This window comes from Hymenobacter fodinae, assembly GCF_004745825.1.
GTDB lineage: Bacteria > Bacteroidota > Bacteroidia > Cytophagales > Hymenobacteraceae > Hymenobacter > Hymenobacter fodinae.
Genome location: NZ_SRLA01000001.1, coordinates 745,429 through 757,111 on the forward strand (window position 1 = coordinate 745,429; position 11,683 = coordinate 757,111).

At 55.3% G+C, this 11,683-nt stretch carries 8 protein-coding genes and 2 tRNA genes; 8 read left to right on the forward strand and 2 right to left on the reverse strand.

What is annotated here, in order from left to right:
- Positions 1–125: 125 nt before the first annotated feature.
- Entirely contained in the window at positions 126–2,630 is a 2,505-nt protein-coding gene (locus EU556_RS03195; protein ID WP_135430949.1) for a T9SS type A sorting domain-containing protein, read from the forward strand.
- A gap of 77 nt (positions 2,631–2,707) precedes the next feature.
- On the opposite strand, the gene EU556_RS03200 is transcribed toward EU556_RS03195, so the two are convergent.
- A complete protein-coding gene (locus EU556_RS03200; protein WP_135430951.1) occupies positions 2,708–3,244 on the reverse strand; it encodes an RNA methyltransferase in 537 nt (178 codons plus the stop codon).
- 328 nt (positions 3,245–3,572) lie between these two features.
- Between EU556_RS03200 and mutS the strand changes: the two genes are divergently transcribed.
- The 4 genes from mutS to map all read left to right on the forward strand — a co-directional run bounded on the left by mutS (position 3,573) and on the right by map (position 7,822).
- The gene (gene mutS / locus EU556_RS03205; RefSeq protein WP_135432592.1) at positions 3,573–6,284 is read left to right on the forward strand and encodes a DNA mismatch repair protein MutS; all 2,712 of its coding nucleotides are present in this window, start codon (positions 3,573–3,575) and stop codon (positions 6,282–6,284) included.
- 229 nt (positions 6,285–6,513) lie between these two features.
- Positions 6,514–6,589 (forward strand) — tRNA-Gly (locus tag EU556_RS03210).
- 90 nt (positions 6,590–6,679) lie between these two features.
- A tRNA-Leu gene (locus tag EU556_RS03215) sits at positions 6,680–6,762 on the forward strand.
- Between the two features lie 295 nt (positions 6,763–7,057).
- On the forward strand, positions 7,058–7,822 hold the full coding sequence (gene map / locus EU556_RS03220) for a type I methionyl aminopeptidase (protein WP_135430953.1): 765 nt from the start codon (positions 7,058–7,060) through the stop codon (positions 7,820–7,822).
- Between the two features lie 146 nt (positions 7,823–7,968).
- On the opposite strand, the gene EU556_RS03225 is transcribed toward map, so the two are convergent.
- Positions 7,969–8,376, reverse strand: coding sequence for a 4-fold beta flower protein (locus EU556_RS03225; protein ID WP_135430955.1), 408 nt, complete (start codon positions 8,374–8,376; stop codon positions 7,969–7,971).
- Positions 8,377–8,695: 319 nt separating this feature from the next.
- On the opposite strand from EU556_RS03225, the gene EU556_RS03230 reads away from it, so the two are divergent.
- From EU556_RS03230 to EU556_RS03240, 3 genes are all read left to right on the forward strand, one after another.
- Complete coding sequence (locus tag EU556_RS03230; protein ID WP_245327388.1) at positions 8,696–9,694, forward strand: AAA family ATPase; 999 nt, start codon at positions 8,696–8,698, stop codon at positions 9,692–9,694.
- Positions 9,695–9,766: 72 nt separating this feature from the next.
- On the forward strand, positions 9,767–10,288 hold the full coding sequence (locus EU556_RS03235) for an acyltransferase (protein ID WP_135430957.1): 522 nt from the start codon (positions 9,767–9,769) through the stop codon (positions 10,286–10,288).
- A 229-nt stretch (positions 10,289–10,517) separates the two neighbouring features.
- On the forward strand, positions 10,518–11,654 hold the full coding sequence (locus EU556_RS03240) for a polysaccharide biosynthesis protein (protein WP_135430959.1): 1,137 nt from the start codon (positions 10,518–10,520) through the stop codon (positions 11,652–11,654).
- The last annotated feature ends 29 nt before the right edge of the window (positions 11,655–11,683 follow it).

The window sequence follows — 11,683 nt, forward strand, 5'->3', positions numbered from 1 at the left end:
TGTAGAATATGCAGCAGTAGGTATACAAAGAAAATCTGGCCCGCAGGTGCAGCCAAGCGGGCGAATTATTCTGCCCGAATGACTTAATTTTAAGAGGTAAACCCAATTACATCTTTTTCCTATCGATGAAAAAACTACTTTCTCTGGCGCTGTTAGCCTGCGGGGCAGTTATGCCCTCTCTGGCGCAGACGTTTGTTCTTGACCCCCGGCCAGTGCCTGAGACAATTTGCCCAGCCCGGCCTGAAAATATGTTTACCAAGGTAGACGCTCCTGAGTCCTACCTCGCAGCCCAGCGCACTGGCCGTAAAGGCACCGCTGCCTCTCGTATTGAAGTAACCTACATAGGCTTTACGCCCGAGGCGCAGGCCGCCTTCCAGTATGCGGTTGATATTTGGCAGTCACTGCTCAATTCGCCCGTGCCTATTCGGGTGCGGGCCACTTGGACTCCCCTGGGTACGGGGGTACTTGGGTCGGCGGGAACCACTGCACTTTATACTCGGGTAGAAGGAGGCACTCGTAGCGATGTACTGTACCCAGTAGCCCTAGCCGAGAAGCTGGCTGGCAGGGAGCTAAACGGTTCTGGCCTAGCCGACATAAACGCACAGTTTAGCAGCACATTCAACTGGTATCTCGGTACCGACGGCAAGCCAGGTGCTGGGCAGTATGATTTAGTGTCGGTGGTGCTGCACGAGCTAGGCCACGGGCTGGGCTTCCAGGCTGGTACTACTTTTTCTACTACCAATAGCCAGGGCGGCTACTCCGAGCCGCCCTTCAACTTTGCCACCTTCATTGAGAATGAGGCGGGCCAGTTAATTACCGATACGCGGATTTTTACTAATCCGTCGGCAGCCCTAGGTACCTTGTACACCAGCAACGCGCTGTACTTTGATAGCCCGCTGGCCAGATCGGCTAACAATACCGCTAGCACGGAAAAGCGCCCCAAGCTGTACGCCCCTACTTCCTTTTCAACGGGTTCGAGTATCTCCCACTTGGATGAAGCAACGTACGCCGCCGGCAACGAAAACTCACTGATGTCGCCCCAGTTTGGGGCCGCGGAGGCTATCCACAGCCCCGGACCCATTACTATGGCCATCTTCAACGAGATTGGCTGGTTTAACACGGCTATCCGTCATACGCCGCTCAGAGACACGGAAATAGCGCAGAACTACGTAGTAAATGCCACCGTGCAGAGCGATGGTACCGTAACTCCGGGCTCAGTGAAGCTGACGTATAGCATCGACAACGGTGCCGCTACCACCGTAGCAATGACGAGCACCGGTAACGGCCAGTATACGGCTACCATCCCGAATCCGGGCCTTGGCAAAACGGTGCGGTACTACATTACCGCCGCCGACAACGAAACCGGCCGCACGTATGCCTCTCCCGCAACTACGCGCCGGGGTGTTATCAACCAGTACCAATTCTTCGTGGGCCCCGATGTGGTGCCGCCCGTGGTACGCCACACGGCCCCATTCTTCATTTTAACTACGCAGTTGCCCTACCAAATCACGGTGAATGCCACCGATAACATTGGAGTGAACAGCGTAGTGGTGGAGTATAATGTGAATGGCGTTAGTCGGCCGAACGTTACGCTCACGCGCCAGAACGATACCACCTTTGTGGGCTCTATCTCGACGGCTGCCGGCGCTATTGTCTCCGGCGACGTCATCAACTATCGGATAATAGCCAACGACGTAGCTTCTATCCCAAACCGGACTATTAACCCCGGGGCTGGCTTGTATACCGTACGGGTAGTGGCCATCAAGCCGGCGCAGGAAACGTACGTGAATGCTCTAAACAGCGATGTACAGCAGGATTTCATTGGCGAAGGCTTCACTATAACGCAACCAGCAGGTTTCACCAGCCCAGCTATCAACTCTGATCATCCTTATAAGGATGGCGTCGGGGTCGACTTCGAGAGCAATATCATCTACAACCTGCTTGTGCCCATCATTGTGAAGAACGACCCGGCACAGGCGGTAATGCGGTTTGATGAAATTGTGTTGGTTGAGCCCAGCACTGCTACTGCCACCTTCGGCAGCACGGGTTTCTTCGACTACGTAATTGTAGAAGGCAGCAATGACAACGGTACTACCTGGAAAGCGCTGGCCCCCGGGTACAACAGCCGTAGCAATACCGCGTGGCTCACGCGCTGGAATAGCGCTACCGATGCTGATGGCAACTCCACTGCCGTTGGTACCCCCGACCTTTATGTGGGCCGTACGCTAAACCTGAGTCCCACCTTTGCCGCGGGTGATGTAGTGCGCCTGCGCTTCCGCCTGTTCTCCGACCAACTCTCGCACGGCTGGGGCTGGGCCATTGATAACCTGGCCATCCAGAGCGTGGTAACGGGTGTGAAGGAAGATGTGAAGGCCGCCGGCCTGACCGTGTACCCCAACCCCAGCACCGGCCAGTTCACGGTGTCGGCCAACTTTGCTCAACCGGTAAAAGGCCTGCAGGTGGTCGTTCGTAACATGCTAGGCCAGGAGGTACTGCGCCGCGATGTGCCCAATGGCACGCGCCAGGTAGCCGTGCCCGTTGACCTAAGCGGCTATGCGGCTGGTATCTACCAAATCAGCCTTGGCGCGGGCAGCGAGATGGTGTCACGCAAAGTGATGGTGCAGAAATAATACCTCTGCACCTGCTCCATAGAAAAGGCGGCTCTACTCAGAGCTGCCTTTTCTATTTATAACACACGTGAACTGGCCTAGGACGCCCAGCCCAGCTTGCTGATAAAATCCCAGAGCACTACGCCTGCGGCAATGCTCACGTTGAGGGAATGCTTAGTACCAAACTGCGGAATTTCTACAGCGGCATCACAGAGTGCCAGTACATCATCGTCTACCCCAAACACCTCATTGCCCAGCACTAGCGCGTAGGCCTGCCCGGGTGTAGGCTGAAAAGCGGGGAGGGGTACACTGCCGGTAGTCTGCTCCACGGCCACCACCACGTAGCCGGCGGCCTTGAGTTGCTGCACGGCCTCAACCGTAGTAGGCGCATATTCCCAAGTGACCGACTCCGTAGAGCCCAGCGCGGTTTTCGTGATTTCGCGCTGGGGTGGCCTACCCGTGATACCACAAAGCCAGATTTTTTCCAGCGCAAACGCGTCGGCCGTGCGGAAGGCCGCACCCACGTTGTGTAGGCTCCGTACGTTGTCGAGCACCAGGGAGAGGGGGAATTTTTGCGTATTTTTGAAGTCTGCCACCGTCAGCCGGTTCAGTTCTTCCATGGAGAGTTTGCGCATACGGCAAAAGTAGGAACGTCTGGCCGAGTGGCTGATGTTGGCAAAGACAAAACCAATAGTCCGTCGGGCTGGGTGGGGCACAATGCAGGCCCGCCAAGCGAAGCAATGCTACCGCTGCCTGGGCTCTAGGCCACTAGAGTTAGCGTAGCTTGTAGCAGTAAGGCCACGCTAGCTCAGCCCGACGAATTACGTACCCTCTGATCCTGTTCGCCAGTTCCGCGCTGGCGTTACTCTCTTGCTAGTGAAAGCTAAAGTCGCCGATCCTAACAAAAAGCCCATTCGCACGCACGGCTCCCTCGGGCCCGCCCCCGTGATTGATACGCCCCTGATGAAGCAGTATTACCAGCTGAAGCAGGAGCATCCCGGCGCTGTGCTCCTGTTCCGGGTGGGCGACTTCTACGAAACCTTCGGGGAGGATGCCGTGACGGCGTCCCGCATTCTCGACATCACCCTGACCAAGCGCGGGGCCGGCACCTCCTCCGAAACGCCTCTGGCTGGATTTCCCCACCACGCCCTCGATAATTACCTGCCCAAGCTGGTGCGGGCGGGCCAGCGCGTAGCCATCTGCGACCAGCTTGAAGACCCCAAGATGGCCAAGGGCCTAGTGAAGCGTGGCATTACGGAACTGGTAACGCCCGGCGTGAGCCTCCACGACAATGTACTGGAGCGCAAGAGCAACAACTACCTCTGCGCCGTGCACTTTGGCAAGCAGGAGGCCGGTATCAGCTTTCTGGATATCAGCACCGGTGAATTTCTGGTAGCTCAGGGCACCATTGAATACCTGGGCAAGCTGCTGCAAAATTTCGGCCCGGCTGAGGTGCTATTCTGTAAGCGCAGCCGTCGGGAGTTCGAGGAAAGCTTCGGCCCCGACTACTGCCACTTTGCGCTGGATGAGTGGGTGTTCGGCTATGATTATTGCCACGACACGCTTACCCGTCACTTCAACACTACTTCCCTCAAGGGCTTCGGTATTGATGGCCTACGCGAGGGTATCACGGCGGCCGGCTGTATCCTGCACTACCTCGCTGAAACGAAGCACACTGACGTAGGCCACATCGGCAGCATTGGGCGCCTGGAGGAAGACAAGTACGTGTGGCTCGACCGATTCACGGTGCGCAACCTGGAGCTGGTGTTGCCTCAGCACCCCGGTGGCGTGCCTCTCATCGATATCCTCGACCAGACGGTAACGCCCATGGGTGCCCGTTTGCTGCGCAAGTGGGTGGTGCTTCCCCTCAAGGAGCCCGCCCAGATTCAGCGTCGCCTCGATACGGTGGAAGCCCTACTGCAGAGCCCCGAGCTGCTGGAAAATATACTGCAGCACTTGCGTCAAATCAACGACTTGGAGCGCCTGATTTCCAAGGTAGCCGTGCGCCGCATCAACCCGCGGGAGCTGCTGCAATTGGCTCGTGCCCTGGAGGCTATTGCGCCTATGCGCGAGCAACTAGCCGCGTCGGGCATCCGGGCCCTGCAAAAGCTCGCCGACCAGCTCAACCCTTGCACTGGCCTACGCGAGGAAATCCAAGCTAAGATTAAAGTCGATGCGCCCATCCTGACCAACCAAGGCGGTGTGGTGAATGACGGGGTAGATGCGGAGCTGGACCAGCTGCGCGAAATGGCCTTTTCGGGAAAGGACTACCTGTTTCAGATGCAGCAGCGCGCCATTCAGGAAACCGGCATTGGCTCCCTGAAAGTGGCCTACAACAAAGTATTTGGCTACTACCTTGAAGTAACCAACGCTCACAAGGATAAGGTGCCCACCTCTTGGATTCGGAAGCAAACCCTGGTAAATGCGGAGCGCTACATCACGGAAGAGCTGAAAACCTACGAGGAAAAGATTCTGCACGCCGAGGACCAACTGTTCGTGATTGAGCAGCGCATCTATACCGATCTGATACTGTCGGCGGCTGAGTACGTCTCGCAGATTCAGCAAAATGCCCGCGCCATTGGGGTTACTGACTGCCTAGCCAGCTTTGCCGCTACAGCCCGCCAGTACCGTTACGTAAAGCCCCTGGTAAATGACAGCACTGTGCTCGACATCAAAGCGGGCCGCCACCCTGTAATTGAGCGCCAGTTGCCCCCCGGTGAGGCCTACATCCCCAACGATATTCGGCTAGATCAGGAGGACCAGCAGATTGTGGTTATCACGGGTCCCAATATGGCGGGTAAGTCAGCACTGCTGCGTCAAACGGCCCTTATTGTGCTACTGGCTCAAATTGGCTCCTTCGTGCCTGCCGATGCAGCTACGATTGGCGTCATCGACAAAATCTTCACCCGCGTAGGGGCCTCTGATAACCTAAGCAAGGGCGAGAGTACCTTCATGGTGGAGATGACTGAAACGGCCAGCATCCTCAACAACCTCTCCGACCGCAGCCTCGTGCTGATGGACGAAATCGGGCGAGGCACCAGCACCTACGACGGCATCAGCATTGCCTGGGCCATTGTGGAGCACTTGCACAATTCGCCCAAGGCCCGCGCCAAAACTCTCTTCGCCACTCACTACCACGAGCTGAACCAGCTAGCTGATGACTGCTCACGGGTGCGTAACTACAATGTGGCTGTGAAGGAAGCTGATGGGCGCATTCTGTTCCTGCGCAAGCTGCAAGAGGGGGGCTCAGAGCACAGCTTTGGTATTCATGTGGCGCGCATGGCAGGCATGCCTACCTCCGTGGTACTGCGGGCCAATGAAATCATGCACCACCTAGAGCAGGAACGTGCCAGTGCAGGCCTAGAAGAGGGGCCCACTGAGTTTGGCGAAGTGCTGGCCGGACTAGACGAGACGCCCAACTCTGGCAAGGTAGTGCCGCTGAATGGCTCTGTAAACCCGGCCGCCACGGAGCCGCGGCGCACCCCTAAAGCACAACCAGCTGCTGCTGTGCACACTGCTCCGCGGCCCAGTCTGCAGCTTAGCATGTTCGAGCCCGGTGATCCAGCCCTGGAGCGCGTACGGGAGTTGCTGGAAAAACTAGATGTAAATACGCTTACACCCATTGAGGCCCTACTTAAGCTGAACGAGTTAAAATTAGCCGCTGGTGGGAAATAAATAGGTGGCCTAGCCCTGCAAACTCCTGTGAGGCGGGGCTAGGCCACCTGCATTTCGGTACCTTCAAGAAAAAGCTTATTCGTTGTCTGAAATTTTTCTCCTTGAAAATCAGTCAAAAACGGGTCGCAGAGCTAAATTTTAGATATTTTTTTGTTGCTACCTCTTGACAACAAGAATTCCTGTAGTACCTTTGTCACATCAAAACGCCACTACGGCGCCAAGATCAAAAGCGAGAGTAGCTCAGTTGGTAGAGCGCGACCTTGCCAAGGTCGAGGTCGCGAGTTCGAACCTCGTCTCCCGCTCCAAGAGGATGTTGCCGCTGCAACATCCTCTTTTTGTTTTTGGCTAATGAGGTTTGGGACACTACATTTGCCCACGCTTTAGTATAGCCCGCTGCCAGAGTGGTGTAATGGTAGCCACGAGGGACTTAAAATCCCTTGTCTTCACGGACGTACGGGTTCGAGTCCCGTCTCTGGTACATAAAAGCCTTTCCATGCAAGTGGAAAGGCTTTTTTAATTTTCCGCGCTATGTGCCTTTTCTTTGTAGGTCAGTCGTTCATGCGGCTAGGTAACAAGCGAAAGGGCTAAATCAGGAAGCTGTAAGTGGCAATAGCCGCGCGTATTTCCTCTTCGTCTGCCTAACCAACGGTCCGGTTGTGTGTTGGATAGTACAGGTAAGAAGTTATTCGGAGTAAAAGTTGCCGGTAGCAGCTTTGATGATGTCCTACCTTCCGCCTATTTCTAAGAGTACACCTACTTATATCTACCACTTCATGTCCATCACTTCCCAAGCCGACTTAACAGGTCTTCAGCGCATCAGCGAGGCCGTGGGTACTGCCCTAAAACAAATGCGTGAGTATGCCCAGCCCGGAATGACCACCAAAGAGCTAGACGAGTACGGCGGAAGTATTCTGGCTGCCTTGGGAGCCAAGTCGGCACCTCGGTTGGCATATGGCTTTCCAGGCTGGACGTGCATCAGTGTAAACAACGAGGTGGCGCACGGTATTCCTTCGGTTCGTAAGGTATTGAACGAGGGCGACCTAGTGAACATCGACGTATCAGCGGAGCTTGATGGGTATTGGGCCGACAATGGCGGCTCTTTTGTGTTAGGCGCTGATATTCATAATCACCAGCCCTTGGTTGATGCCTCACGGCAGATTTTACGCACCGCACTCAGCCGGATTCGCGGTGGCGTACGCATTGCCGAAATAGGCGGGCTGATTGAAGCAGAAGCGCGGAAGTCGGGTTTCCGGGTTATCAAGAACCTGGTGGGACATGGCATCGGGCGTAGTTTGCACGAGGAACCAACTGAAATTCCATGCTACTACGACCGCTACAACCTAAAGCGCTTTAAGAAAAACTCCGTGGTGGCGGTAGAAACCTTTATTTCTACTCGCGCTTCTATAGCTCACCAACTAGGCGACGGCTGGACGTTGGTTACCAAAGACGGTAGCTTCGTAGCTCAGCACGAGCACACTATTGTCATTACGGACGATAAGCCAATTATTCTTACGGCTGCCAACAGCATCTGGGAATAGTCACTCTGCTATTCTAACCGATACGCATACTGTTGGCTTGTACTTTATTCCAGATAGCAGAAAGCTCTGGTATAAGGCTCTGAATATCAGTCACTAGGCCACTACCTCTTGTGGTGAGTGGCCTAGTGAGGTGTTTGTTTGAAGATCTACTGCGTAAAGTACGCCGCTCCCGACCGTGGCGACCAGCTAGAAGCGCGGTTCCGACGTGCTGGTCGGGGTTGACGCTGGGGTAGGGGCATGGGTAGGGAGGCCAGCTTCATTCTCTTAGGCATTGCGCGAGCCAAGTTGTTCAATGGGGGGCGCTCCGGACCACCAATAGCATTCTCAGCAAATAGCGCGGGGTGCCCGTTGCGGTCATACACCCACCCCTGGTACACCCACCCCAGATAGCGGCCATTGAGTGAGTACAGCAGTTCTTCGTCAAACCAGGCCACCACTTTTCCTTCCGCATCATACAGGGCACGGCAGGCATCATCGGCATAGACAACTTGTTTTCCGGCAGTGTTATAAAGGGGAATCATAATCAGCAATAAGTTATATAGTTCGGGGATCATACAAACGCAGTAGACCACGAGGTCGGATTTTCAAGAGGTGCACTTTTTTCGAGCAAATCACTGAGGTTGAAATGCATCTGCGGGGTAGCTAGGCCGTGTAGTAAAGAGTATCTACCTGTTGAGTGACCAGGCCTAGAGTTGAGCAGTCGGGAAAGAAGGGTGACCTGGCAACGTTGGGCAGACTAGCAGGCCGGCCTGAGGCGTTAAAGCCTGCCGCGTTATGAGTTGCGCGTGGCCTAGTGCGGTCTTTTAGTGCGGCAGACGCCGCGTAGCGCATCTGATTTGTTACCTTTAGTTTCTCGCGGATTCCGCGTTTCGTATGTCCCTCGCTTTTGTTCCTGACGCCCTGATGCCGGAGGTACCTGATTATCAGTTGAAGATTAAACAAGTGTTTGCTGAAGTCGGCAAGGTTGTCGTAGGCCAGCAATACATGGTTGGCCGCCTCCTGATAGGCCTGTTTACCGGCGGGCATATCTTGTTGGAAGGAGTACCTGGCCTGGCCAAAACCCTCACCATCAGCACCCTCTCAAAGGTGTTGCACTTGCATTTCCAGCGCGTGCAGTTCACACCCGACTTGTTGCCCTCTGACCTAGTGGGCACCATGATCTACAACCAGAATCAGTCGGAATTTGAAGTCAAGAAAGGGCCCATCTTCGCGAATCTGGTGCTGGCCGATGAAGTGAACCGCTCACCGGCCAAGGTGCAGAGCGCCCTGCTGGAGGCCATGCAGGAGAAACAGGTGACGATAGGCGAGACGACATATCCGCTCGACTTACCCTTCCTGGTATTGGCCACGCAAAATCCCGTGGAGCAGGAAGGCACGTACCCACTGCCCGAAGCGCAGGTTGACCGCTTCATGATGAAAGTGTTCGTGGATTACCTGAAGAAAACGGACGAGTTGGAAGTGATGCGCCGGATGGCCAACATGAGCTTCGAGGGTGAAGTGAATCCCATTCTCACCAAGGAAGACATCTTCGGAATTAGGCAGCAGATCAACCAGGTGCAGATTTCAGAGACCCTGGAAAAGTATATTATCGAACTGGTTTTTGCCACCCGTAAGCCGGCGGAGTACGATCTGGCGGAGTTTCAGCAGTACGTGCAGTTTGGCGTAAGCCCCCGCGCCAGTATTGCCCTGCACCGGGCCGCCAAGGCAGTGGCCTACCTCGATGAGCGCGACTATGTGCTGCCCGAAGACATCAAGGAAGTGGCCACCGATGTACTCAACCACCGCATTCTGCTTACTTACGAGGCAGAAGCCGACGGCATCCGGACGCAGGATTTGATTGAGGCTATTCTGCGGAAGGTACCCATTAGCTAGGCCACTGGGTACCTCCCGCCGCCATAACCAAGTTGGACGTATAACGTGGTAAAACAACTGCTCTGCCGGATCATGGGGCTACGACCGGAAATGCCTCTGAGCTTCTATGCCCTAGATGTGCTGTTTCGGCGAGTATTGCGCCAGAATGCGGGCGTCAGGTGGGCAGTGCACCATACCAGCACAATTCGGTCGCCGCACCGCCTGCAGGTTGGGCAAGGCTCTTACCCCGGCGACTCTCCTGGTGTTTACATCAACGCTGATAACGGGGTAATTATCGGCCGCTTCACAAACGTAGGCCCCCAGGTAGGACTTATTTCTGCCAATCACGACCCTGTTCAGAATGCCCGCCGTTTGCCGGCTCCCCCCATCCGCATTGGCAATTTCTGTTGGTTAGGAATGGGAGCCGTGATATTGCCCGGTGTGGAGTTAGGCGATTTTACAGTAGTAGGGGCGGGGGCCGTGGTGACGCACAGTTTTCCGGCGGGTCACTGCGTAGTAGCTGGCAATCCGGCGCGAATACTCAACTATCTGAATCAAGACGAATGCGATGCGCAAGCCCGGAGCGAGTACGAGCGGCACGCTGCTGGGAAATAGCGCGTACATATTTCTTATTCGTTTCCTGCCTACCCTCGCCAGTATACTAGCCCTGGTATGGCTGGCGCGACATACAACGCCGGCTTACTACGGGCGCTACCAAAGTTTCTGGGTGCAGTGGCAGGTGTTGCAGGTAGTGGCCTGCTTAGGCCTGCCCACCCTAATACTTACGTACCCGGCCACTTGGGTGCGGGGCTTCATACGTGAAGGTAACTGGAGGCATTTTGGAATGCTGAGCGCCTGGGTAATACTGGTAGCAGGTGCCTTTGTGGCATTGCAAGCGTACACTAACTCTCCCTTCGCACCTTGGCAACCGGGGGCCTTCCTGCTACTGAGCGTACCCGCGGCATTGTTAGAAGCGTATGCAATGCTCGGCCGCCAATTCAGGGCCTTGGGCTTACTAAGCGTAGCCTATGCCGGCGTATTTATGCTAGGCCACGTTTGGCTGGTAGGCCAGGTCCTGAGCAGCCAGCAGCTCCTAAATATGCTGCTGGCCGCTAATGTCCTGCGGGTAGCGGCATTAGGCAGGCTTGCCACCCAGCAATTTCAACGGGAGGCCGCGGTGGCGCCTTTGTCTTTCGGTACCGTGCGCCAGCTATGGGTGCATACCGCCCTTAATGAGGTGGTACAAATTCTGTTCCGGTGGATAGATAAGTTCACGCTCAACTTCCTGTTGACGCCGGCCCTCTTCGCACTCTACTTCAACGGAACTCTTGATGTACCCTTTTTGCCCTTGCTACTAGGGGCAGCGGGTAGTGCTTTGCTATTACACTTCAGCCAACCCCACACTTCGGATGGAGAGCGAGTAGCAATATTGCAAGATGTGGGTGCGGTTCTCGGGAGCTTGGTCTTTCCAGTATATTTCTTCCTGTTCTATTTCCGGTATGAAGTATTTGGGGTAGTATTCGCCCACCGCTACGATGCAGCAGTGCCGCTGTTTCTAGTTTCGGGGCTAGTACTACCGTTACGAGCCTACAATTTCACGGCTCTTCTGCAGCACAAAGGGCACGCACATACCATTACCAAAGGGGCAGTACTAGACCTGATATTGGCCATTTTGCTGATGTATCCGCTGTATCGGTTGCTAGGCCTCGGGGGAGTAGCATTAGCCTTTGTAATTAGCACATACTGCCAGGCAGGCTATTACTTGGCCTCAGCTGCCAGCTTACTGCGCGTATCCTGGCATGAGATGTTGCCCTGGCAGACGTGGGCCCGTCAACTCATGGCCGCAGGAATTGGCTTGCTGGCGGTGCACGAGGTAGTGCAAGGAGCCCTTCCCGAAATCTTAGTGCTCATAATGGGTGGCGTGAGTGCTGGTCTGCTAGCTCTCTATTTATTTTATCGAGCTAAAGCGAAGCTCACATAAGGCTGTGCAGCTAGAGGCAGTGTGCGTTG

Excerpts from the sequence above, each read along its gene's own strand:
- EU556_RS03195 (WP_135430949.1), top strand. The coding sequence starts at position 126 with ATGAAAAAACTACTTTCTCTGGCGCTGTTAGCCTGCGGGGCAGTTATG.
- EU556_RS03200 (WP_135430951.1), bottom strand. The coding sequence starts at position 3,244 with ATGCGCAAACTCTCCATGGAAGAACTGAACCGGCTGACGGTGGCAGAC.
- mutS (WP_135432592.1), top strand. The coding sequence starts at position 3,573 with ATGAAGCAGTATTACCAGCTGAAGCAGGAGCATCCCGGCGCTGTGCTC.
- map (WP_135430953.1), top strand. The coding sequence starts at position 7,058 with ATGTCCATCACTTCCCAAGCCGACTTAACAGGTCTTCAGCGCATCAGC.
- EU556_RS03225 (WP_135430955.1), bottom strand. The coding sequence starts at position 8,376 with ATGATCCCCGAACTATATAACTTATTGCTGATTATGATTCCCCTTTAT.
- EU556_RS03230 (WP_245327388.1), top strand. The coding sequence starts at position 8,696 with ATGTCCCTCGCTTTTGTTCCTGACGCCCTGATGCCGGAGGTACCTGAT.
- EU556_RS03235 (WP_135430957.1), top strand. The coding sequence starts at position 9,767 with ATGGGGCTACGACCGGAAATGCCTCTGAGCTTCTATGCCCTAGATGTG.
- EU556_RS03240 (WP_135430959.1), top strand. The coding sequence starts at position 10,518 with ATGCTGAGCGCCTGGGTAATACTGGTAGCAGGTGCCTTTGTGGCATTG.